This is a genomic window from Gammaproteobacteria bacterium (genome assembly GCA_015709695.1).
Taxonomy (GTDB): Bacteria; Pseudomonadota; Gammaproteobacteria; order Steroidobacterales.
Genome location: CP054183.1, coordinates 987976 through 1011537, shown reverse-complemented (window position 1 = coordinate 1011537; position 23562 = coordinate 987976). Strand labels below are relative to the sequence as shown.

Annotated in this window: 22 protein-coding genes and 1 tRNA gene; 4 read left to right on the top strand and 19 right to left on the bottom strand. The window is 64.3% G+C overall.

Annotated features, from left to right (window positions below):
• The 6 genes from HRU81_04685 to HRU81_04660 all read right to left on the bottom strand — a co-directional run bounded on the left by HRU81_04685 (position 1) and on the right by HRU81_04660 (position 8080).
• Positions 1–747: a YebC/PmpR family DNA-binding transcriptional regulator gene (locus HRU81_04685; protein ID QOJ31451.1), complete on the bottom strand. Its 747-nt coding sequence runs from the start codon at positions 745–747 to the stop codon at positions 1–3.
• Positions 748–893: 146 nt separating this feature from the next.
• A complete protein-coding gene (gene lpdA, locus HRU81_04680; GenBank protein QOJ31450.1) occupies positions 894–2321 on the bottom strand; it encodes a dihydrolipoyl dehydrogenase in 1428 nt (475 codons plus the stop codon).
• Between the two features lie 4 nt (positions 2322–2325).
• Positions 2326–3558: a 2-oxoglutarate dehydrogenase complex dihydrolipoyllysine-residue succinyltransferase gene (odhB, locus tag HRU81_04675; protein ID QOJ33285.1), complete on the bottom strand. Its 1233-nt coding sequence runs from the start codon at positions 3556–3558 to the stop codon at positions 2326–2328.
• Between the two features lie 26 nt (positions 3559–3584).
• Positions 3585–6428, bottom strand: coding sequence for a 2-oxoglutarate dehydrogenase E1 component (locus HRU81_04670; GenBank protein QOJ31449.1), 2844 nt, complete (start codon positions 6426–6428; stop codon positions 3585–3587).
• A 74-nt stretch (positions 6429–6502) separates the two neighbouring features.
• Complete coding sequence (locus tag HRU81_04665) at positions 6503–7027, bottom strand: hypothetical protein (GenBank protein ID QOJ31448.1); 525 nt, start codon at positions 7025–7027, stop codon at positions 6503–6505.
• 144 nt (positions 7028–7171) lie between these two features.
• A complete protein-coding gene (locus tag HRU81_04660; GenBank protein ID QOJ31447.1) occupies positions 7172–8080 on the bottom strand; it encodes an NAD(P)-dependent oxidoreductase in 909 nt (302 codons plus the stop codon).
• A gap of 95 nt (positions 8081–8175) precedes the next feature.
• Between HRU81_04660 and HRU81_04655 the strand changes: the two genes are divergently transcribed.
• Positions 8176–8853 (top strand): PEP-CTERM sorting domain-containing protein, encoded by a 678-nt coding sequence (locus tag HRU81_04655; protein ID QOJ31446.1) that lies wholly within the window; start codon positions 8176–8178, stop codon positions 8851–8853.
• Between the two features lie 15 nt (positions 8854–8868).
• Entirely contained in the window at positions 8869–9657 is a 789-nt protein-coding gene (locus HRU81_04650; protein ID QOJ31445.1) for a hypothetical protein, read from the top strand.
• Here HRU81_04650 and HRU81_04645 read toward each other — a convergent pair.
• Positions 9632–10318 (bottom strand): SOS response-associated peptidase, encoded by a 687-nt coding sequence (locus tag HRU81_04645; GenBank protein ID QOJ31444.1) that lies wholly within the window; start codon positions 10316–10318, stop codon positions 9632–9634. The genes HRU81_04650 and HRU81_04645 overlap by 26 nt on opposite strands.
• 45 nt (positions 10319–10363) lie before the next feature.
• Positions 10364–10439 (bottom strand) — tRNA-Arg (locus HRU81_04640).
• Positions 10440–10482: 43 nt separating this feature from the next.
• Here HRU81_04640 and trmH point away from each other — a divergent pair.
• Positions 10483–11205, top strand: coding sequence for a tRNA (guanosine(18)-2'-O)-methyltransferase TrmH (trmH, locus tag HRU81_04635; protein ID QOJ31443.1), 723 nt, complete (start codon positions 10483–10485; stop codon positions 11203–11205).
• Here trmH and HRU81_04630 read toward each other — a convergent pair.
• The 6 genes from HRU81_04630 to HRU81_04605 all read right to left on the bottom strand — a co-directional run bounded on the left by HRU81_04630 (position 11117) and on the right by HRU81_04605 (position 15453).
• Positions 11117–11734 (bottom strand): histidine phosphatase family protein, encoded by a 618-nt coding sequence (locus HRU81_04630; protein QOJ31442.1) that lies wholly within the window; start codon positions 11732–11734, stop codon positions 11117–11119. The two genes, trmH and HRU81_04630, sit on opposite strands and share 89 nt — an antisense overlap.
• A gap of 99 nt (positions 11735–11833) precedes the next feature.
• Positions 11834–12868 (bottom strand): SAM-dependent methyltransferase, encoded by a 1035-nt coding sequence (locus tag HRU81_04625; protein QOJ31441.1) that lies wholly within the window; start codon positions 12866–12868, stop codon positions 11834–11836.
• 288 nt (positions 12869–13156) lie between these two features.
• Positions 13157–14110: an ImmA/IrrE family metallo-endopeptidase gene (locus HRU81_04620; protein ID QOJ31440.1), complete on the bottom strand. Its 954-nt coding sequence runs from the start codon at positions 14108–14110 to the stop codon at positions 13157–13159.
• Positions 14111–14126: 16 nt separating this feature from the next.
• Positions 14127–14576: a helix-turn-helix transcriptional regulator gene (locus HRU81_04615; protein ID QOJ33284.1), complete on the bottom strand. Its 450-nt coding sequence runs from the start codon at positions 14574–14576 to the stop codon at positions 14127–14129.
• Between the two features lie 26 nt (positions 14577–14602).
• Positions 14603–15244 carry a GNAT family N-acetyltransferase gene (locus HRU81_04610; GenBank protein ID QOJ31439.1) on the bottom strand — a complete coding sequence of 214 codons (642 nt, stop codon included), beginning with the start codon at positions 15242–15244 and terminating at the stop codon, positions 14603–14605.
• Positions 15241–15453 (bottom strand): ribbon-helix-helix protein, CopG family, encoded by a 213-nt coding sequence (locus HRU81_04605; protein ID QOJ31438.1) that lies wholly within the window; start codon positions 15451–15453, stop codon positions 15241–15243. Before HRU81_04605 ends, HRU81_04610 begins: the two co-directional genes overlap by 4 nt.
• A gap of 133 nt (positions 15454–15586) precedes the next feature.
• On the opposite strand from HRU81_04605, the gene HRU81_04600 reads away from it, so the two are divergent.
• On the top strand, positions 15587–16297 hold the full coding sequence (locus tag HRU81_04600) for a multiubiquitin domain-containing protein (GenBank protein ID QOJ31437.1): 711 nt from the start codon (positions 15587–15589) through the stop codon (positions 16295–16297).
• A gap of 56 nt (positions 16298–16353) precedes the next feature.
• On the opposite strand, the gene HRU81_04595 is transcribed toward HRU81_04600, so the two are convergent.
• The 5 genes from HRU81_04595 to HRU81_04575 form a co-directional block, all read right to left on the bottom strand.
• Positions 16354–17130 (bottom strand): ATP-binding protein, encoded by a 777-nt coding sequence (locus HRU81_04595; protein QOJ31436.1) that lies wholly within the window; start codon positions 17128–17130, stop codon positions 16354–16356.
• Positions 17120–18646: an IS21 family transposase gene (locus HRU81_04590; protein ID QOJ31435.1), complete on the bottom strand. Its 1527-nt coding sequence runs from the start codon at positions 18644–18646 to the stop codon at positions 17120–17122. The genes HRU81_04595 and HRU81_04590 overlap by 11 nt, the downstream gene beginning before the upstream one ends.
• Positions 18647–18745: 99 nt before the next feature.
• Positions 18746–21835, bottom strand: coding sequence for a hypothetical protein (locus tag HRU81_04585; GenBank protein ID QOJ31434.1), 3090 nt, complete (start codon positions 21833–21835; stop codon positions 18746–18748).
• Between the two features lie 135 nt (positions 21836–21970).
• A complete protein-coding gene (locus HRU81_04580; protein QOJ31433.1) occupies positions 21971–23080 on the bottom strand; it encodes a hypothetical protein in 1110 nt (369 codons plus the stop codon).
• Positions 23081–23182: 102 nt separating this feature from the next.
• Positions 23183–23512 carry a helix-turn-helix transcriptional regulator gene (locus HRU81_04575; protein QOJ31432.1) on the bottom strand — a complete coding sequence of 110 codons (330 nt, stop codon included), beginning with the start codon at positions 23510–23512 and terminating at the stop codon, positions 23183–23185.
• Between the last annotated feature and the right edge of the window lie 50 nt (positions 23513–23562).

Below are 23562 nucleotides of genomic sequence, written 5' to 3'. Positions count from 1 at the left end.
TCAGGCGAGGCGCGCCAGCACCCCCCCGGGGAACCCGGCGTTGCAACAGACCTGCTGGACGTCGTCGATTTCCTCCAGCGCATCGAGCAGGCGGGCCACGGCCAGGGCGTCCTCGTTGCCGAGCGGCACCGCGGTGGCCGCGCGCTGCATGACCTCCGCCGCCACCGGCTCGAGGCCCGTTGCCCGCAGCGCATCACGCACGGCGACGAAATCCGCTGGTGCGGTCAGCACCTCGGCCGAGCCATCGGCGGCGATGACGACGTCCTCGGCGCCCGCATCGAGCGCCGCCGCGAGCAGTCGCTCCTCGTCGATCCCGGGCGGGAAGGTCAGCACGCCTGCCTGACTGAACAGGTAGGCCACGGACCCCGCGGCACCGAGGTTGCCCCCATGCCGGGCGAAGACATGGCGCAGCTCCGACACGGTGCGGTTGCGGTTGTCGGTCATGCACTCGACCAGCACCGCGACACCACCCGGGCCGTAGCCTTCGTAGCTGATTTCCTCGATGTCGCTGCCCTCGAGCCTGCCGGCGCCGCGACGCACGGCGCGCTCGATGGTATCCCGCGGCATGTTCTGCGCCCTCGCGCGGTCCAGCGCCAGGCGCAACCGCGCATTGGCTTGCGGATCCTCGCCCCCCATGCGCGCGGCCACGACCAGCTCGCGGATGAGCCGCGAGAACGCCTTGGCGCGCTTGCTGTCCTGGGCGCCCTTGCGGTGCTGGATGTTCGCCCACTTGCTATGGCCGGCCATGCGCATCCCGTCCGGAGCGGCACCGGCCGGGACGGCCTGGCGCCTGCGGAAATGGCGAGCGCCCGCGGCTGGCGGGTCCTCGCGACGACAACGCCGGCATCATAACCGAAACCGGGCGCCGGCCGGGCCGGCTGCGGCAGCCCGATTCAGCGATTGATGGCGTGGATCGCGCGCCGGTCGACCGACAGCGCCGCCTCGTGCACCGCCTCGGCGAGCGTCGGATGCGCATGGATGGTGCGCTGCAGGTCCTCCGCGGTGCCCTGGAACTCCATGGCGACCACCGCCTCGGCGATCAGCTCGCCGGCCATGGGCCCGCAGACATGCACGCCGAGGATCTCGTCGGAGCCGGCATCCGCCAGTACCTTGACCAGCCCGGCCGCCTGGTCCATGGCCTTGGCGCGGCCACTGGCGGCGAAGTTGAACGTGCCCGCCTTCCAGGCGATGCCCGCCTGGCGGAGTTCATCCTCGGTACGCCCCACCCAGGCGATCTCGGGTGTCGTGTAGATCACCGACGGGATGATGCTGTAGTTCATGTGGCCGTAGCGGCCGGCGATCAGGTCGGCGACCATCACGCCCTCCTCGGATCCCTTGTGCGCCAGCATCGGGCCGCGTACCACGTCGCCGATCGCCCAGACGCCGGCGACCGTCGTGCGGCACTGCCCGTCGACCTCGATGAACCCGCGCGCGTCCACCGCCACACCGGCCAGCGGATCGAGGAGGCCCTCGGTCCAGGGTCGGCGGCCCACCGCCACCACGACCTTGTCGACCTCGATCTCGTGGGAACCCTGGCGGTCCTCGTAGCGCAGGCGGACGCCGCCGGCGGTGCGCTCCCCGGACTGCACCTTCGCGCCCAGGTGGATGTCCAGCCCCTGGCGGCGGAACTGCCGCTCCGCCTCCTTGGCGATCTGCCCGTCGGCCATGAACAGGAAGCGGTCCATGGCTTCGAGGATGGTGACTTCGGCGCCGAGCCGGCGCCAGACGCTGCCGAGCTCGAGGCCGATGACGCCGGCACCGATGACGCCGAGGCGCCCCGGCACGGCGTCGAAGGCCAGCGCGCCGGCCGAGTCGACCACGCGCTCGCCGTCGAACGGCAGGGACTGCAGCGCGGTCGGCGCCGATCCGGTGGCGAGGATCACGTTCGTGGCCTCCAGCAGCCGCGGCTCGCCCGCCGCCGGCGTGAAGCGCACCTTGTTGCCCGGCAACAGCTGGCCATGGCCCGCCAGCGAGGTGACGCCATTGGCCTTGAACAGCCCCTGGATGCCGCCGCAGAGCTGGGCGACGATGGCCGCCTTTCGCGCCTGCATGGCCGGCAGGTCGAGGTCCACGCTGCCCAGGCGGATGCCGTGGGTGGAGAACTCGTGGCGGGCACGATGCAGGAGTTCGGAGGACTCGAGCAGCGCCTTGGAGGGAATGCAGCCGGCATTGAGGCAGGTGCCACCCAGCGAGGGCTTGCCCTCGGGCGTGACCCAGGCATCGATGCAGGCCGTGGACAGGCCGTTCTGCGCCGCGCGGATCGCGGCCACGTAGCCGGCGGGCCCGCCGCCGATGACGACGACATCGAACTTGCTGCTCATGGCATCAGACCTGCAGCAGCAGCCGGCCCGGATCTTCCAGGACGTCCTTGACCGCGACCAGGAACTGCACCGCCTCGCGACCGTCGATGATGCGGTGGTCGTAGGTCAGCGCCAGGTACATCATCGGCCGCGCCACGACCTGGCCGTCGACGATGACCGCCCGCTCCTGGATCTTGTGCATGCCGAGGATCGCGCTCTGCGGCGGGTTGAGGATCGGCGTGGACAGCAGCGAGCCGAAGATGCCGCCATTGGTGATGGTGAAGGTGCCGCCGGTGAGGTCCTCCATGCCGATGCTGCCCTCGCGCGCGCGCCGGCCATACTCGTTGATGGCGGCCTCGACCTGCGAGAAGGAGAGCCGGTCGGCGTCGCGCACCACGGGCACGATCAGCCCGCGCTCGGTGGAAACGGCGATGCCGATGTCGTAGTAGTCATGATGGACGATGTCGTTGCCCTCCACCGAGGCGTTCACCACCGGATAGCGGCCGAGTGCCTCGATGCAGGCCTTGACGAAGAACGACATGAAGCCAAGCTTCACCCCGTGCTGCTTTTCGAAGGCCTCGCGGTAGCGGCTGCGCAACGCCATCACCGCGCTCAGGTCCACCTCGTTGAAGGTGGTGAGCATCGCCGCATTCTGCTGGGCATCGACCATGCGCTGGGCGATGCGCGCGCGCAGCCGGCTCATCGGCACGCGGCGTTCCCCGCGCCCGCCGTCGGCCACCGCTGCGCGTGCCTCCGCCGGCCGGTCAGCGGCCGGGGCGGCTGCCACGGTGCCGGCAGCCGCGGCAACGTCGGCCTTGAGGACGCGGCCCTCGCGGCCACTGCCGCCGATGGCGGCGAGATCGACGCCGGCCTCGCTGGCGGCACGCCGGGCAGCCGGACCCGCCTTGCCTGCGCTGCGGCCCGCCGACGCGCTGGCCGCAGCAGGCGCGGCGGCAGCAGTGGCTGCGGGCTTTGCCGGGGCTGCGGCGGGCTTCGCCGCCGCGCCCGCAGCCTTCGCCTCGCCCTCTTCCAGCACGGCGAGCAGTTCGCCGGCCTTGACGGTCGCGCCGTTCTGCACCCGCAGCTCCTTGATGATGCCGTTCACGGGCGAGGGAACCTCGAGGACGACCTTGTCGGTCTCCAGCTCCACCAGGCTCTCGTCGCGGCGCACCGCGTCACCGGGCGCCTTGTGCCAGGCAATCAGCGTCGCGTCGGCGACCGATTCCGGCAGCTGCGGGACTTTCACTTCGATGGTCATGGCCATGCGATCTCCGGTGAATGCGCTCAGGCGTCCGGCGCCTTGATGCCGAGCGCCGCGTTGACGAGAACCTGTTGCTGGTACACGTGCAGCTGGAACACGCCGGGCGCCGGCGCGGCGGCGGCCGGCCTGCCGGCGTAGTAGAGCTCCTGCGCACGCCCCAGCGGCTCCTGCAGGCGGTGGCGGATCTGGTACCAGGCGCCCTGGTTCTGCGGCTCCTCCTGGCACCATACCACCTCGCGGACCGCCGGATGGCGGTCCAGCACCGCGGCCAGCTCGCGCGACGGGAACGGATAGAGCTCCTCGATGCGGACGATGGCCACGGTCCCCAGCTGCTGCTTGCGGCGCGCTTCCAGCAGGTCGTAGAACACCTTGCCGCTGCAGACCACCAGCCGCGTGACGGCGCGCGCCTCCAGCGGATCGATTTCGGGGATCAGCGACTGGAATCGGCCCTGCACCAGCTCGGCCAGCGGCGAACTCGCCAACCGGTGGCGCAGCAGGCTCTTCGGCGTCATCACCACCAGCGGCTTGCGCAGGTCGCGCAGCATCTGCCGGCGCAGCAGGTGGAACATCTGCGCCGGAGTCGACGGCACGCAGACCTGCATGTTCATCTCGGCGCAGAGCTGCAGGAAACGCTCGAGGCGCGCCGAGGAATGCTCCGGGCCCTGGCCCTCCTGGCCATGCGGCAGGAACAGCGTCAGGCCGCAGAGCCGGCCCCACTTGGCCTCGCCGGAACTGATGAACTGGTCGATGACCACCTGGGCGCCGTTGACGAAGTCGCCGAACTGGCCCTCCCAGATGACGAGCGACTGCGGTTCCGTGCTGGCATAGCCGTATTCGAAGGCGAGCACGGCCTCCTCGGAGAGCAGCGAGTCGGTAACCGTGAACGCACCGCGCCGCCCACCGAGGTTCTCCAGCAGCACATGGGTGTCGCCGGTGACCTGGTCATGCAGGGCCGCATGGCGATGGAAAAAGGTGCCGCGACGGCTGTCCTGGCCGGTCAGGCGCACCCTGAACCCGGCCTTCACCAGGCTGGCGTAGGCCATCATCTCCGCGAAACCCCAGTCCATCGGCAGCTCGCCGGCCGCCATGCGCACGCGATCCTGGACAATGCGGGCCACCTGCGGATGCAGCGTGAAGCCGGCCGGGATCCGCGTGACCTCGGCGGCCAGCAGGGCGACATCCGCCTCCGGCAGCACGGTCGACACCGGCTCGTTCCAGTCGGCCTTGCGGTAGCGGCTCCAGTCCACCGTGTACTCGTTGCCGATCATGCCGAGCACCGCCTGCGGCAAGGGCTGGCCCTGGTCCAGCCGCTCGCGGTATTCCTCGGCGAGGCGCTCGGCCTCGGGCGCATCCATGACGCCGCCCTCGACCAGCCTGCGCATGTAGAGCTGGCGGGTGGTCGGGTGCTTCTTGATGGCCTGGTACATCAGCGGCTGGGTGGCGGCCGGCTCATCGGCCTCGTTGTGGCCGTGGCGGCGATAGCAGACGAGGTCGATCACCACGTCCTTGCGGAACGTCTGGCGATACTCCAGTGCCAGGCGCGTGACCAGCACGGCCGCTTCCGGGTCGTCGCCGTTCACGTGGAACACCGGCGCCTCGATCATCCTGGCGACGTCGCTGCAGTAGGGTGTCGAACGCGCATCGTCCGGGTTGCTGATGGTGAAGCCCACCTGGTTGTTGACGATGATGTGCACCGTGCCGCCGGTGGTGAAGCCACGCGCCTGCGACATCTGCAGTGTCTCGGCGACCACGCCCTGGCCGGCGAACGCCGCGTCGCCGTGGATCAGCACCGGCAGCACTTCCTCGCCGCTGCCATCGCCGCGCCGTTCCTGGCGGGCGCGCACCGAGCCCTCGACCACCGGATCGACGATCTCGAGGTGCGAGGGATTGAATGCCAGCATGACGTGCACGTTGCCTCCCGGGGTACGGATGTCCGAGGAAAACCCCATGTGGTACTTCACGTCGCCCGAGCCGGTCATGGCCTCGATGTTCTGCTTGCCCTCGAATTCCCTGAACAGCGCCTGCGGCGCCTTGCCCAGCACATTGACCAGCACGTTGATGCGGCCGCGGTGCGCCATGCCGATGACGAGCTCCTGGATGCCGCGGGCGCCGCCCTGCTGGATCAGGTCGTCCAGCATGGGAATGAGGCTGTCGCCGCCCTCCAGCGAGAAGCGCTTCTGGCCGACGTAGCGCGTGTGCAGGTAGCGCTCGATGCCTTCCGCGGCCGTGAGCTGGCCGAGGATGTGGCGCCGTTCCGCACTGGTGAAGGGTTCGCCCAGCTGGCCGCGCTCCAGGCGCTCGCGGATCCAGCCGCGCTCGCGGCTGCGCGACAGGTGGGCGTAATCGGCACCGATCTTTCCCGAGTACACCCGGCGCAGCAACGCCAGGATGTCCCGGAGCTTCATGCGGGCACCGCCGGTGCTGGCCAGCCCGTTGGTGAAGAACTCCGTCTCCATGTCGGCCTCGCCCAGCCCGACATAGTCCAGCCGCATCACCTGCGGCAGGCGCCGCTCGGCGAAGCCCAGCGGGTCGAGATCGGCAACCTGGTGGCCGCGCTGGCTGTACACCTGGATGAGCCGCGACACCGCCGCCTGTTTCGCGCTGAAGGCATCGCCTGGCCGGCCCGCCGGCGCCACGGCAACGGTTCGCGCAGCGGCAGGCCGGGGCCCGCTGGCCGCCGATGACGGCAGCTCGACGACCCGGGAAACCTTGTCCGGGACCGGCCCCATGCTGGCGAAGAACGACCGCCAGTTCTCCGGCACCGATGCCGGATCGCGCTGGTAGGCCTCGTAGAGGTCCTCGACGTAAGGGGCGTTGGCGCCAAACAGTGGCGAAGAAAGGTAGTGGTCCCTGATGGACTGGCTCATGGACGGCCCGGGAAGCGCTGAGAAGCTGCGAATGATAGAACGAGGCGCAGGCCCGTGCTACCGCGTGCTGCCGCTCATCCGCCGAACAGCATCCCGGCGCCGCCGGCTTCCGCCATGACCTGGTACAGCAGGTACAGCTCCCAGCCGATCAGCGTGACATAGCCGAAGACACAGGCCTTGAGGAGTCCCAGCACCGGCACGCTGCCGAAGATGCGACGCCTCGCGGCAACGGCGAGGGCGACGACGCTGGCCGCGGTCAGGCCGATCTTGGCCCTGAGGAACCAGTGCGGCCCCTGGCCCAGCAGGGCCCGCATCAGCACGTTGAGTTCCTCGCCGCCGACCGCCAGCAGGTTGAGGGTGAACAGTGCATCCGCACAGCTCATCAGGACGATGGCCAGCGCCAGGTACAGCACCCGCGGCTCATGCCAGTCGAGGAAGATGCGCTGCTCGTCGCCCCGGCGCCGGCCCACGCGTCGTCGCGGCCTCAGGCCTCCATAAAAGAAGGACCAGGTCGAGTGATGCCGGCGATCGGCGGCGCCACGCCGCTCCTCCCGGGTATCGGAACCGGCCTGGGCATCCAGCGCCGGCATGGCGGACATGGCATTCCTGCGGAGAAACGGCACGTTAAGTTTAATTGCTAAATTATTGTTATTACAGGGCAGGAGACTAACAGGAACCGGGTTATCCGGCCAGTGCCCGTAACCGCTCATCACCCCTGGCGCAGGACGGCCGGCGCCGGGCGGCTACCCCGGCCGCCGAAGCCGCCGCAGCAGGCTGGAGGTATCCCAGCGCCCGCCCCCCATGGCCTGGACTTCGGCGTAGAACCGGTCGACCAGCGCGGCCACCGGCAGCTGCGCGCCGTTGCGGCCTGCCTCGGCCAGGCACAGGCCGAGGTCCTTGCGCATCCAGTCCACGGCAAAGCCGAAATCGAAGCGGTCGCCGATCATCGTCGCGCCGCGGTTGTCCATCTGCCAGCTCTGTGCCGCGCCCTGGCCAATGGCCTCGAGGACACGATGCATGTCGAGGCCGGCCGCCTGGCCGAAGGCAATGCCCTCGGCCAGGCCCTGGACGAGCCCGGCGATGCAGATCTGGTTGACCATCTTGGCGAGCTGGCCCGATCCCGGCGGACCCAGCCGGGTCACCGCCCGGGCAAACGCCAGCGCCACCGGCCGCGCCCGCTCGAAGGCCGCCTCCTCGCCGCCGCACATCACCGTCAGCTGTCCGCGGAGCGCGCCCGCCTCGCCGCCCGATACCGGCCCGTCGATGAAATGCAGGCCGCGGCGGGCGGCCTCCGCCGCCAGCTCGCGTGCCAGCACGGCCGAGGTGGTGGTGCAGTCGAAGAAGATGGCCCCGGCATCCATGCCGGCGAAAGCACCCGAGGCACCGAGCACCACCTCGCGCAGGTCGGCATCCGCACCCACGCAGGCGAAGACGATCTCCGCGCCACCGGCCGCCGCCTGCGGCGTGGTCGCGACGGTTCCCGCAAACTCGCCGGCCCAGCGCTGCGCCTTTGCCGGGGTCCGGTTGTACACCATGGTGTCGTGCCCGGCGCGGACCAGGTGGCCCGCCATCGGGTAGCCCATGGTTCCGAGACCTATGAATGCCACGCGCATCTGGGGCCTCCCTCCATCTGGTGGCCATCGCCGCCACATTATGGCAACGAGTCCTTGACCTGTGCGAACCGGCGCGGACATCCTGCAAGCGGGGCCCAACAAATCCGATCAACATGCTCCCGGGGAGGGAAACCATGAAACAGCTGATGGCTGCAGCAGCGCTGCTGCTGGTCGCTTCCGTGTCGAATGCCGCACCGGTCACCTACACGCTGACCGGCGTGGACTACATGAACTCGTTTGCCAGCGCACCCGTCATCTGCACCGGATGCGGGACCGGCACCGCGATCGACGACGGTGCCGGCAACATCACCATCAGCGGCATGGCCTGGGAACTCAACGCCGGCGGCAACCACTACCTCGCCAGCTTCGATGGCACCACCACCCTGGCACCCACGCAGACGCCGGTCACCAATCCGGTCAATTCGCTGCCCGCCGGCAGCGTGCTGACCCGCAGCGGCGGTTTCTGCACCACCATCGTCGTCGGCACCTCCGACCTCTGCGATCCGGCGTCCGTGCGCTCGGGTTACGCGGCGTCGTTCAACTTCTACACCGGCACCAACAGCGCCGGCGGCACCTGCGGCCAGCCGCTGACCAACTACAACTCCATCAACCGCTGCCGCGTGGACCTGTCGGTGTCGGGCAACACGCTGACGCTGCAGCTCAAGCGTGCCCTGTCGGAGAGCGCCACCTCGGGCAGCTACCAGTTGCTGACCTTCAGCTTCGAATCGGCCGTGGTGCCGGTACCGGGTGCGGTCTGGCTGTTGGGCTCGGCGCTCGGCTTCCTGGGCCTGGTCCGTCGCCAGCTCGCCTGAGCAGGAGATACACAGATGAAACCGCTCAAGCTGATCGCCGCAGCGGCCGTGCTCGGCACGGTCTCGCTGACGTCCCATGCCGCCCTGCTTGGCCGTGACCTGAATGGCAGCCCGGCGAGCATCGAGGGCTACTACGATACCGCGCTCGACATCACCTGGCTGGCCGACGCCAATCTCGCCGCGACCAACACCTTCGGCGTGTCGGGCATCACCGGCACCGGCCAGATGAACTGGACCACGGCCAACGCCTGGATCGCTGCCATGAACTCCGCCAGCTACCTTGGCATCAGCAGCTGGCGGCTGCCGAACCTGTTCGACATCGGTGGCGACGGCTGCACCGTGTACTCGTACAGCTCCTACAACGGCGGCGACTGTGGCTACAACGTGGTCAGCACCGGGCCGCAGGCGTCGGAGCTGGCCTCGCTGTACCACGCCACGCTGGGCAACGTCGCCTACTACAACACCAGCGGCGGCGCGAACTACGCCGGCCCCCCGCACATCCAGGCCACCGGCCCGTTCCAGAACCTGGGCAACACGCTGTACTGGTACGGGCAGTCGACCGTCACCGACAGCTCCGGCAACAACTGGGGCGAACCGCCGCTCAATGCCTGGTACTTCGGCATGCCCTCCGGCGGCCAGCGCCCGATCGACATGACCCAGGTGACCACCATGACCGCCTGGGCCGTGTTCGATGGCGATATCCAGGCCACCGTGCCGGTGCCTGGTGCCGTGTGGCTGCTCGGCTCGGCCGTCGGCCTGCTCGGCCTGGTGAAGCGCGTCAGGCCACGGGCGGAGCGGGCGTAAGCAGCTCGGGGCGGTTGTTTGCGGGGGAATTCACCGCGGTCGTCACCGTCCAGGCTTCCATGCCCGCCTCGGGATAGGGGGCGAGGCAAGCCAGGGCCGCATCCGGCCCGCCTGCCAGCCAGGCAGCGTGATCCTCGCGTCGCAGGATTGCCGGCATCCTGCGCTTCGCGTTGTGGATCTCCGCCATCAGCGGGTTCGCCGGAACGGTGATCAGCGTCACCGATTCCAGCGTATCGCCATCCGCCGGGGCCGACGCATCCCAGAGCCCCGCGAGGCCGAACAGCTCGCGGTCGCGCAGATGGATGAACCAGGGCTGCTTGCGTGCGCCGATCAGCTGCCATTCGTAGAAGCCCAGCACGGGCACGATGCAGCGCTGGCCCTTCTTCCAGGGGCCCCGGTAGCTCGCCGCCGTGGTCATCGTCTCCACCCGTGCGTTGATGGTGCTGAACTTCGGCACCACGCCCTTCGCCCAGAACGGCACCAGGCCCCATCGCAGCAGATCACAGCTGCGCCGCCCGTCGCGCTCGCGGACCACCGGCACCCGCTGGCTGGGCGCGACGTTGTAGCTGCGGATGTAATCGCCCAGCGGATCGTGGCGCGGCGGCAGCGACCACTCGAGCTCGATGGCGGCGATGTCGGGGCTGACGTAGCGGCCACACATGGGGCGATCTTACGCCCGCCGGTCAGGACCGGGACGGTGGCAGGCTGGTACCCCGGCCGCGATTCGAACGCGGGACCTTCCGCTTAGGAGGCGGACGCTCTATCCCCTGAGCTACCGGGGCACGGGGATCGGAAGCGGGGGATTCTAGACTGTAGAGTAGCGGCATGACACCCGAACGATTCGCCAGGCTCAGGGCCGTGCTCGACCGCAGGCAGCCGGACCTCACCGTGCTCTGCGAGGACGTGCACAAGTCGCACAACATCTCCGCGATCCTGCGCACCTGCGATGCCGTGGGCGTGGCCGAGCTGCACGCCGTGTCGCCGGGCGGGGAATGGAGCCGCCACCGGGGCGTGTCCGGAGGCAGCCGCAAGTGGGTGAAAAGCCGTGTCCACCGGGATCTCGGCGAGGCTGCCTCCGAATTACACAGCCTTGGATATCAGATAGTTGCAGCACATTTCTCGGAATCCGCCATCGACTACCGCCGCTGCGATTTCACCCGCCCCACCGCGGTGCTGCTCGGCGCGGAGCGGCTCGGCGTCAGCGCGCGTGCCGCAGCGCTCGCCGATGCGCACATCGTCGTGCCCATGCGCGGCCTGGTGGAATCGCTGAACGTCTCGGTGGCCGCCGCGGTGATCCTCTACGAGGCGGCACGCCAGCGCGAGGAGGCGGGCATGTACTCCAGGCCGCGACTGGACGGGCAGGCCTACCGCGAGCTGCTTTTCGAGTGGAGCTACCCGGCGGCCGCCCGGCATTGCCAGGCCCGTGGCCTGCCCTACCCCGCGCTGGACGCGGAGGGCTTCATCCAGCGCCGGCAGCTGGCGGGTTCGCTGCGGGAGTCCCGGCTGGCGCAACGTAGGGCACGCCGTACTTCAGGCGCAGGGTCTTGACCTTGCCGTACCAGGGAATGCTGACGACATAGAGGTTGTCGTACTCCTCGGCGGCCATCGGCGGCAGCTTCTTGCTCCCGTGCAGCTCCTGGATGAGCAACGGCAGCGGCTCGGTGTGCGTGACCACCAGCACCACCTTGCCCTTCCATTCCTTGAGGATGTGGTCGAGCAGGCCATCGATGTCCTTGACGTCCGTGACCTGGACCTTCAGGTGCAGCCGGCGGGCCAGCGGCTCGGCCGTCTCCTGGGTGCTGCGGTACTGGTTGGCGAATATGGCATCGACGCCTGCCACCACGTCCACGTCGCCGAGCACGCGCGCGAGTTCCTCGGCACGCGCCTGGCCTGCCGCGGACAGGCCGGGGTTGTCGCCCTGGCTGCGATCGATGTCGGCGTAGCGGGTGAGGATCACCGTGGTGGTGGCCTGCGACTCGAAGAACCAGGCGAGCGCGAAGGCCATCATCAGGAAGACCAGCACGGCCGCCTGGCGCCGCAGGCGGCGGCGCTTGCTCCTGCGCTGGTCGTTGGTCATGGCGCGCGCCCTCCCCCCTTGCCCGGCTGCTGCTCTCCACGCATGGCGGCACATTCTACCGGCGCCGCGGCGCCATGGGGCAGGCCGGCTGGCACGAGGTCAGGCAACGACGCCCTCGAGCAGCGACAGCGTCGCCGGCGCAGGCAGCGGCAGCACGCGCACCAGCCGCAGATCGGCCGCCTCGAACAGGCGGCGGAACTCCGCCTCGGTCCGCTCGCGCCCGCCGGTCAGCGCCATCATGTTCACGTCCATGAACTTGTTCGGGTCCGGGGCATTTCCCGGTTTCATCACCGCATCGATGACGAGGATGCGCGCGCCGTCGCGCAGTGCCTCGCGGCAGCCGCGCAGCACCGCCAGCGCATGCTCGTCGTCCCAGCCGTGCATGATGCGCTTGAGCACGTAAAGGTTGCCGCCGGGCGGGATGGTGCGGAAGAAATCCCCGCCCACCACTTCCCAGCGGCCCGCATAGCGATCGGCAGCGAGCTGCTCCGGGGCAGCGACCACCTGCGGCTGGTCGTAGAGCACCCCGTGCACCTCGGGATGGCGGTCGAGCACCGCGGCCAGCAGGCCGCCCTGCCCGCCACCGACGTCCACCACAAAGGGGAAATCGCCGAAAGGATAGCTCGCCGCGATCAGCGGGTTCTCGATCTGCGACAGGCGGGCCATCGAGCGGTCGTAGATCGTGTTGATGTCGGGGTGCGAGGCCAGGTAGTCGAAGAACGAGCGGCCATGCGCCTGGTCGAAGGCGGTCACCCCGGTGCGCAACATCTCCGGCAGGTGCTCGTAGCTGCGCCAGAGCAGGTCCTGCCAGGGGCGGCGCAGGCGGTCACGCACCGATCCGGGCACGTTGACACGCAGGAACTCCCCGCGCGGCGTCAGGTGGAAGCGGTGGTCCTCGTCTTCCGCGAAGAAACCGAAGGGCGCGAGGAAGCGCAGCATGCGATAGAGCGTCTCCTCGTGCAGGCCCGCGCCCGCTGCCAGCTCCGCCGCGGTCTTCGGGCCCGGCCCGAGGCGATCGGCGATGCCCTGCTCGGCCACCGTGACCAGGCAGCGCACCAGCAGCGCATTCGCGTAGAGATCCTGCAGGAAAAGCGCCGTCTCGGCGCCTGGGTCGAAGGACCCGGAATCGCTCATCGTCTGTTCGCTCCTCGTGGACTGGCGGGAGTGAGGGATTCTAACCAGACTGCAAGCTATTGATCCTCAACCTCATTTCCGTCTGCTGGAATATCAGTACCATAAGAAGTACCAAGTTCCATTTCATCCCGCGCCGCCAGCAACTTTCTCTCGGCGACAGCTACATTTTAGCCCAAAGACCCTCCGTCAGTCTTTAGCTTCGGTGTCTTCAATATTCGCCACCGACGACGCATTGTCCACAGCATCCTTAATGGTTAGTGCAAGCTTTCAGCTACTGCAAGACAAGACCTAGCCGGACAGTGCGATGACACTTGCAACTGGCCGTAGATAGATGCCCAAGGTCAGCGCCTCTCCAACTGCAGGCGGCTTGTAGCGAATAAAGAATGACTCGAACAAGAACACATGCGCATCACCGTTGTCGTCCTGCAGCACAACTTCTGCGCTCCCTAGAGGTCCGCCCATCTTCGCGGTGCAGTACCTCTCCACAGCTTGAAAAAGAGTTACCTCATCTACTTTTCCAAATCGGGTATCAAAAGCCGGCGACTGGATGCAGTGACGACAAGGGTGAAAGGGATCAAAATCGGAAAGCCGACGGGTGATGTGAGGATGGCCACTGATCATCGCCACCATTGGCTGACTTTCGCCCAGCGTCTCAACAAACCTCCATAGCGTGCTCGAAATCGTGTTGCCAAATTTCCCGTTCAGGGACTGGATAGTTTCAATGGTAGGTTGCAGGGATCTAGCCTCCTCGCCAAAGCGATCGCGGAGAAAGAGCAATCGCCCCGCGGCATAGTTAGCCTCGGCTTCTATTTCAGCCTGGCAATGCGGCAATAGCGTGTGCCGGTTGTCTCCGTGCATGACATCGTCATGCCAGGGAATCAGACTGTGCCCCACTTCATGAGCTTCGCTCCATCGATGCTTTTTCTCCGGAAGCGAGCCATCGAGAAGAATTCTCTTTCTGTCTGGTACGTATAACGCCTGGAGCGACCATTTCTTGATCGCATCCAGCAAGAGCATGGGGCGCTGCGCGACTTGAATTGTTGCAACCCGGATCCGCGACACAACCTCGCGAAGAAGCGTTGGGTCATCGGCGCGATAGAACTCCCTGTCGAGTTTCAGTAGATCGCGGACGTCTTCGAGCCTCAATGGGGGCTCGGGATTTCCGAGCCCCCGTATTACGCGTTCGATCCGACCGTCGATGTCCCGGGCTGTCCGCAGCGTTATTCGAGTATTCTTTGCCAACAGACTTTCGCTCCGTTCACTTCTTTTCGCTCAACACCGCGACAAAGGTTTCAAGCGCCTCTCGCTCCTCCCGAGTCAGAGCCACAACGGGCTCTGAGCGCGCGGCAAAGCGCACAGCTTCTTCATAAATCCGTTCATTCTTGGGCTGGGTAAGTCCGGCGATTTGCAACAGGTTGGATCGTTGCACATCGAAAATCATCGACAACTGATAAACCGTACGGACTTCCGGCTTGAAATGCGGATCATCCTCAATACCCACCAGCTCGCCAATATCTACATCGGCATCATTGGCTAGCTTTTCAATGGTCAAGCCGCGGCTGCGCCGCATTAAACGCACAAAACGGCCAAACGCAACCGCAGGTTCGTCGTGTGCGCGTTGTTCCATCAGCTCTCCGTCAAATACGGGATCGATGGCGAGAAAGCCCGCACCGATATCCGCATCTCCTTCGAGCTGTGCCATGTTCATGCACCACTCTTCTGTGAGATCAATTTTCATGGCTGTATTCCTTTCGCAATAAAAGCCTCCGCTTGTTCAGGTGTCATTTCGAAATAACGCATCGGGCTGTAGTTCGGATCTGTATCCACACCAAAATCACTCATCGCGCACGTCTTCGCATAGAAGGCATTCGACTGTGGCAAGGCGTGCAGCCCAATCCGCCCCCGGAAACCTTCGCTGCGACTCAACTCTATAGCCGCCCGAACCAGGATTGACCCTACGCCACGGTAGCGCGGCGGATCGAACAGCTCCTTCTGGTTCCACGGCGCGTTCTCCAAATACCGCACATAGACCAAGTTCTTCCCCCGATGCGCTTCGACGCGGCATCGCTTGGTCGTGGTATCCAGAATCATCATGCCCTGAGTTACGCCGCCGCAGACGACACTGAACCCCGGATGCGCCAGCAACCCCTGGAGAGAAGCGGTCTTCTGGCGCCAGTCCCAGTGGCGGCTCTGCGGCCAGAGCTTTCGCGGCACGCCCGCCCGGTGCAGTCGCTGCAGGGCCTTGAGCATCTCAGGGACCCACTCGCCTTCCCAGTCCGCGAGCTGCTGTTCCGTGATGGCATCCCATAGCTCAGCTCTTTCCGGCTTGCCGGCCTCCGTATTGAACAGAAATGCCGTTGAGACGATGACGCTCACAACATCATGACCTCAGCCTTTTCCTTGGTCTTGTCATCTTCAAAAAAGAGCTTTTCGCCCTTCTCGATTCGAGCCTCAAAGACCTGATAGAGACGCAAAGCCTGCCGAAGTACAGCGGTCTTGCTCAGATCCTTCTTCTCACAGAGCTCCTCAAGCACCCGCATTTCTGCATCCGTCAGATTCAGGGTCATGGTCCGTTTTGCATTCATGAGAATTCTTATACTCGACTAGATGATTGAATTTCAATCAGTATTTAAATTCTTCAGGGCTATTGACTAGCTATTATTTAGCTATATTATATGTATTCATGGGCTCTAGGGCCCTCCAGCAATCAGGTGACCCATGACCAATTCGGATACTTCGGTTGAAGACCTCGGCGAGGCACTGCGAGCCGGTCGCACTCCTCGCGAACATGGCCCCTACCGCATCCAGCTCGGCGACGAGCGCTTGCATTTCCGACCCGTCGTCATCGCCGACCCCGTCCCGACCGGCCTTCAGCTGCTGGAAGCCGCCGGCGCGCTTCCGATTGCTGAGCACCTGGTATTCCAGATACTGGCAAACGGGCTGCTGGAAGGACTGCGACCGGACGAGACCACTGACCTGCGCACCGCTGGCGTGGAGAAGTTCGTCGTGTTCCGGAGCGACCGATCCTTCCGCTTCATTCTGGACGACCGCAATTTCGAATGGGGTGCAGAACGAATTCTCGGCGGCGTGCTGCAGAAGCTTGCCGGCGTCGATCCAAGTACGCATGCCGTATACCAGGACCGTCCCGGAAGCCAAGACAAGCTGATTGGCGAGAGCGAGTACGCGAACCTGCAACCCGCGGGCGTAGAACGGTTCCACACCCAGTCCATTGGGGTCACTATCGTCGTCGAAGGCACGCCGCACGGATGGACGAAGGAAACCATCACCTATGCGCAGGTGGTCACTTTGGAAGTGCCTGACTACGCGCAACACCCCGAAATCACCTACTCGGTGAAATACAAGAACGGCCCCAGCCAAAATCCAGAAGGCGTGCTTTCTCCGAATGGGTCAGTGTTGTTTTGCGCTTAAAGGTGACCCGGGATTTGCATCTAAAGTTGACCCGCCTTGGTCGTTGTCAGTATGTCTCAGGCAGGGGTGGATTTGGTGGTTCGTCGCTCCTTGCGGGGTTGGGTTGAGCTGTTCCTGAACCGGTAGCTGTCATTGCCGGTCTCGACGATGTGACAGTGATGGGTGAACCGGTCCAGCAGGGCCGTGGTCATCTTCGCGTCCCCGAACACGCTGGCCCACTCTGAGAAGCTCAGGTTGGTGGTCACCAGCACGCTGGTTCGCTCGTAGAGCTTGCTGAGCAGGTGGAACAGCAGTGCTCCTCCGGCCTGGGAGAACGGCAGGTAGCCGAGTTCGTCCAGGATGACCATGTCGGTGTTGGCAAGGCCCTTGGCAAGATACCCGGCCTTGTTGAAGGCCTTCTCGGCCTCGAGCTGGTTGACCAGATCGACGGTGGAGAAGAACCGCACCCGCAGGCGATGATGCACGACGGCCTGGATGCCTATGGCGGTGGCCAGATGTGTTTTGCCGGTGCCGGGTCCGCCGACGAGCACGACGTTGTGGGCGCTGCGCAGGAACTGGCACTCGTGCAGTGTCTTGACCAGCGCGGCATCCACGCCACTGTGCTCGAACCGGAACCCGGCCAGATCACGGTGCGCCGGGAACCGCGCACCCTTGAGCTGATAGTTGACCGAGCGCACTTCACGCTCGGCGACCTCGGCCTTGATCAGGTCTTCCAGGATCGGCCGAGCCTGGGTGAACGCCGGACCCTGCTGGGCAGACAGGTCATCCACCGCATGGGCCATGCCGTAGAGCTTCAGGGACTTGAGAGAAAGGGCCAGGGCGTCAGCCGACATGGCGATCTCCCAGCAGGTGATCGTAGCGGTCCACGTTGGCTTCGGGTTCCTGTTGCAGGGCCAGGCGCGCCGGGGTGTGGATGGGCGCTGGCACATCGGCGGCCAGCAGCCGACTCAGCAGGTTCAGGATGTGCGGCTTGGAGACGGTGCCGGAGTCCAGCGCCAGCTCGACGGCGCACAGCACCGCCTGCTCGTCATGGCGCAGCACCAGGGCGAGGATCTCCACCATCTCCCGATCTCCGCCCGGGCGCTTGAGCAGCACCGACTGCAGGCGCCGCAGTCCTTCCGGGAACGTGGCAAAGGGGGCGCCATTGCGCAGCGCGCCGGGCTTGCGCTGGATGACGGCCAGATAATGGCGCCAGTCGTAGACGGTGCGAGCTGCGTTACTGCTGTGGTCGCGCGCAAACAGGCGCGCATGCTCGGCGATGATCTGCCCTTCGGCCACCACGACGAGCCGATCGGCATAGGCGCGCACGCTCACCGGCCGGTTGGCGAACGAGGCCGGGACGCTGTAGCGGTTGCGCTCGAAGGTGATCAGGCACGTGGGCGAGACGCGCTTGGTGTCCTCGACATAGCCATCGAACGGCGAAGGCGCAGGCATCAGGTGAGGCTGCTCCTCGGCCAGCACCTGGGCCACGGTGCGTTGCGGATGTTCCGGGTGCTGGATCTGGCTCCACAGGCCGATGCAGCGTCGCTGCAGCCAGTCATTGAGCGCCGGCAGATCCGGGAACCGGGGCACCTCGTGCCAGATGCGCGGTCGCGCATCCTGCACGTTCTTCTCGATCTGGCCCTTCTCCCATCCGGCGGCCGGGTTACAGAAGTCGGTCTCGAACAGGAAGTGACTGGCCATGGCCCGGAAGCGCACGTTGACGATGCGCTCCTTGCCGCGTCCGATCTTGTCCACCGCGGTCTTCATGTTGTCGTAGATGCCGCGCCGGGGTACGCCGCCAAAGACAGCGAAGGCGTGATTATGGGCGTCGAAGAGCATCTCGTGGCTCTGCTGTGGATAGGCCCGCAGCAGGAAAGCGCGGCTGTGGCACAGCTTGAACTGCGCCACGGAGAACTTGCAGCGTTCCCCGCCGATCACCGCCCAGTCCTCGCTCCAGTCGAACTGGAACGCCTCTCCAGGCGCGAATCTCAGCGGCACGAACGTGCCGCGGCTGGTGCGCTCGGCTTCTTGAAGCTGGCGCTGCCATGCGCGGGAAAAGGCCGCTACGCGGTCATAGGAACCCTCGTAGCCCAACGCCCGCAGATCGTTGTGCAGCTGGCGCCAGTTGCGCCGCTGCTTGCGGCCGCGTCCGGCCTCTCGCTCCAGCCAGCAGGCGAGCATGTCGGCAAACGGGTCGAGCTTGATCGGACTCTTGCGCTGCGGGTAGACCGGCTCCACCACGCCACTGGCCAGGTACTTGCGGATCGTGTTCCGGGACAGCTTGGTGCGCCGGGCAATCTCGCGGATCGGCACCCCTTCGCGCAGGTGCCAGCGTCGTATAACACTCAATATCGCCACGTCGATCACTCCAGAAATCTCCTGCCCCAAAGAGCAGGACGGGGGTGTACACGTGGGTCAAAATTGGATGCAAATACCCGCTATAGGTGGGTCAGTTTTAGGCGCAAATCAACACATGAAGCCACAGCCCAGTGGTTTGGGAGCTGAAAAGGCCCGAAACCACTGGTAGATCCGATCCGTTCCCCAGAACTTCTGCGTCCCCCACGGGAAGGCAATCTCCAGTGGCAGGGGCGTACGCACGGCTTCTTCGTAGTAGTCCCGATATCGGTGGAACTGCCGCCACGCCGTCATGGCGTGATTGCACAGTTCCCGTAACAGCCGCAGGGCTTCGTCCGGTGACGACTGGAATAACGAATGGAATGGCTCGCGCAGGGGAGATTCCGGCCAGAAATTGCGAAAATCGCGATCAACACAGAGTTCTTCCCGCTCGAAATGTGAGATTCCACCGCCGATGAGTGGCGAGGGCGCATCAGCCATGAGTTGCTCAAGGCGAGTTCTCTCAGCTTCCGGCTTTGCGAGCACCTGTCGCCGGCGTTCCGCATTTCTGGCGGCCTCTTCTCGCTCTCGCTTAAGCCGATCATCCGGCAACTCCTGTTTAAGATACGCGAGCGCAAAGTCGACAAGGAGCTTCGAATGTGTCTGGGAGAGCCTTGGCGAAAAGGCAACGATATCCTCAAACCGGTCCCTGAGAAGTCGCTTGGACGTCATGAGGCGTCTCAGGTAATCATCGACCAAACTTGGCTCGGATCGCGACCCTTTCAGGACAAGATTGGAAAGTGACTTTCTGAATTCATCCCACCCGGAAATACTTCCCCACCGTTCAGAGGGGCGATCCCACGAACGTTCGACCTCAGCAGCATCCAGTTCTGCTAGCCATTCGGCGCCCTTTTCGAGAATCGCCTGCGAGGTCCGCAATTGCAGGTCAGCAAACGCGTTCTGCCATACCTCGAAAACCGAAAGGATATCGGGATAGAGCCGAACAGGGATTTCAGATACATGATGGAGAAGAAACGATATAAGCCGACGCCACGCACTGAAATCCGCTGGCCATCCCAGTAGGTCCGCAAAGCGCTGCCTCTGGTCCTGCGGCAGATTGCTTGCAAGAATGTCTTGGTTTGGAATGGTCTTTTCAGCCTGAAACCACACCAGCGCCTTCTTCAGGAACCTGAAGTCTTCCTCAAAGGCCACGTTGGCGAATTGCCCTTCGTCGGCTGAGAAATTGGAGATTCCCATTGGACCCAGGAGCCACGCCCTGGTCCATTGAGATCGCATCTGTGAACCCGCAACACGCGCCAGATGCGCCCCCCAGCCTTGTCCACGGCTGTATTCCCATTGCGCAAGAAGCTCGACGACACGAGACACGGCCGGCGGCTCTCCGCAGGAGCGAATTTCCTCCAGCCAATCGTCATTTCGATCAGTCAATGCGTGGAAGAACGCCCATTCGAAGAAGATATCGTGCGAGAAGCGCACCGAGTGGCCGCGCCTGAACTCCTGAAGAATTCCATCCAGGATGAGCTGGTCGAGTAACGCCACCGACGGCTGGGATAGAAGCCGCAGGGCAATGGGTTCGCTCAGTTTGCGGCTGCGCAGTCCAGCCAGTTCCACGATAGCTCGCTGCCGGGCGATGGCATCCTGGCCGGTGGCGCTGTAGCCTCCCCGAGCCCACCAGTTCTCGATGAGATCGACTTCAGATGCAGGTTCGAACTGCGGGCCGTTCGCATTGGCCGTGTAGTTCTGATTGAGTATCTTGGTGAAGAACGGCCGACGGACGACATCGCGCACGGCCTGCGTACCGAACAGCAGGCTCCTCAGCTGCGGCTTTGCCGTGGCAATCACCTCCGCCTCGTCGTCATCCAGCGACCCGACAGAGACGCTGGCGACACTGACGTTGTCGAGTATGTCGGCCATCCAGTTGCGTAGCATTTCGATGCCGGCGTCCCTGACGGAAACCACGATTCGCCAGTTTTCTAGAACCTGGGATCGAGTGATCTGCCGCAAGACATCCAGAACAACAGACTGGTTCTCCTTCTCGACACGGTCTATGGCGTCGATGTAGAGCACCGGAGTACCAATTGCACCGATCTCCACGAGCAGATCTTGCAGGGCAGCTCCTGACAATCCATGCGCCGATGCGAAGCCAATCCAGTTTCGGCCATCTATCTGGTCGGCTTTCAGGAACAGAACAGGACCACGTCCTAGCGCGCGCTCGACACGCTGACGCAACAGGACCGATTTCCCACTACCTGGGAGTCCCTTGATCTGGATGAGACGTGACGCCGCCAGCTTGTCGTCGAGACTCACGGAAAGCGATGGACGATCCAGTTTGACGCCACCAATATCGTCCTGAATGCCATCTACATAGCTGCGCGCCAGAGTTACCAGCTTGTCCAAGTCCGGCTTGAGGGAGACAGCGACCCGCAGGCCGGCGACCTCCGAGACGGACCGAACCAAACGAGCGCGATCATATTCACCGGCCTTCCCAGCTGATGTACGGGCAAGATTGACCAGATGTGACCAAACCAGCGGGGCCTTCCCTGCTTCAGCGGGAAGCAAGCAGTCACGCACTCGTGACATGGCTTGGGGCGGGTCCACGGCGCCGTCATGGAGGAAGTCAAATTCGATCAGCACGAAGTGCGCCAGGAAGTCTTTGACCTCAACGTCGGAACATGATTCTCCGCGGACTTCGAGGAGAAGGGCCTCGATATCATTCCGGACCGCCCGAACCCCAGTACTCGCGTTGCCTCCTGGAACGAACCGCGCTGTGAAGTGATCTACCGTCACACTCTCTCGGGCAAACTCGCACAGTGTGTTCAATGCCCTCACCTTGTCTTTGGCAACGCTGCCAACGGCTGCCCCATAACGATCTTGCTGCCGCCGAAAGCCAGGTTTCTGAAGCGTCAGCCAGCAGTCGCGAACAACTTCGCAGAAATCCGTATTTGTCTTGGCTTGGCTGATGACCAGTGAACGTTTGGCTTGGAGGCTGAGTCGGGCCAGATCACCTGTTGCGGATCTGGAATCGACGATGATGTCGTCCAGCGGCTCACCGAAGTCACGCTGCTGGAACGCAACGCGGCACACTGCCCGATTGTCGATTCCGGGAGCGAAACCTTCGGCCAGCAGGCTCGCGAGATACAGGGCTCCTACTGAACCTTCGAAGGTAAAGCCCGCCCCGCCGGCTAATTCAGGAGACTGCGACACATTCTCTCCAGATCAAGGTAGGCACAAGACCATCTTCCTAGGAGGATAGTTTTTTTACGACCACGACGACCTGCCTTGCAAGGCGCCTCCGTCTCCACTAGGCGAATACTGACTTCTGGAAAGCTGATGCTGAAGCTAGCGGCTCTGGAATTCGTAGAAATCCCTCTCTATAGCAGTGCCGCGATCTGTATGTTCTTCTCCGAGAAGTCGCAGCATCTTTCGGAAGGCAGATTTTCCAGGTGGAGCAAGAATTAGACGGCAAATTTGAGATCGGACACCAAAGCTGTTGCGCAGCGCCGTCGCTACGCAGCCAACATTCACACCGACCTTGGGCTGGAAATCGATGCCAAGCTGCACTGATGCGATTCCCTTAGAGTCACTTTGTCCGATGAGTCGATCAATGTTAACGCTGACGCTCTGGAGAGTCTTCCTGCGAGCCAAAACCTCACGCATGTCTTCCCCGTCTAGCCCCTGTTGCAGCTCTCCCAACCATCCGCGAAGCTCTGCATAACGGCTGCGGAGCGCGATTGCAGTCGGAATAAGCTGTCCTAGCGTTGCGCATTCGGAGATGACTTCTACGACGATCGGTGGCAGCCTCAGAGTGCCAAAAATCCCATCGGTGCCAGTCCGTTCGTACAACTTGCACTGCTCGCTATCGACAAACTTAGTGAGCATCTCCCGCGCGTTGGGAGGTCCGCCTAGAAATCCAGAATGCATCAGTAAACGCTCTCGTAGTGGATGGGGCGTGTACGGCAGCCGAGACATCTCCGCACGAGCCAGCATGCCTGCTGCACCCCACAGCACTTGGCTCAGCATGGCATCGGATGCCAGTCCACGCTGCTCGAACTCCTTTTTGTTCTCGTCGTGCCCGGCCTGAATGCCGGGTGCACATCGACTGAGTTGATTGGCCAGGATCTCTCGTCGGGGAACCCAGAGCGCTGCCGAACTGCTGTACTCTCGACCGACTATCAACTTCTTCGAATGTAGCGCTGCCGTTGACGGCAGGTCTGTCCAGCTAGAGATGAAGGCCGCATCAACGACAAGCTCATCATTTAAGACGAGATGTTGCAGCAGCTGGCAAAGACAGGCTAATCCAACTACATCTTGCGAGACATCCTGATACTTCGGTTCTCGAGCACTAGCAGTGATGTCAAGCTCGTGCGCGCACTCGCCTCGACACTGCCAGTGGAGTAGTTCACCTGCGTTTTGCAGTGTCCAGTTGTCTACAAGCGCTTTGATGACCATAGCTCAACGCAACCTAGCTTAGTGGCGACTGTCGTGCGCACGCCCGTCTTGTGAATTCAACAGAGAACAAGTCGTGACGGAGGAGCTGGCTAGCAGGGCTCCTTATCGACTCATCAGCAGCGCGGCCAGCAACCCAAGGCCAATCACAATCGCGGCAGAATTGCCTTGCTTCTCAGCCACGATCTCGACGCCCTGCAGGCGCAACTGCGCCTCGTACTGTTCAGCCCAGGTGAGCACGGCAGACGGATGCACACCCAGCCGCCCCGCGATGTTGCGCAACTGCGAGATGTTCAACACAGACTCACCTGATTCTAGTCGCGAGTACGCTGACTGCGACAAGCCCAAGGAGGCTGCGAGGTCTCCTTGCTTTATGCCTTGCGACTCTCGCTGATGTGCCAATATCCTGCCAATCAATGCCGGATAGGCGACCACGGGCTGTGGTGGGGATGTTGACTTCGCTCTCATGTATGCGTTTAATGCAA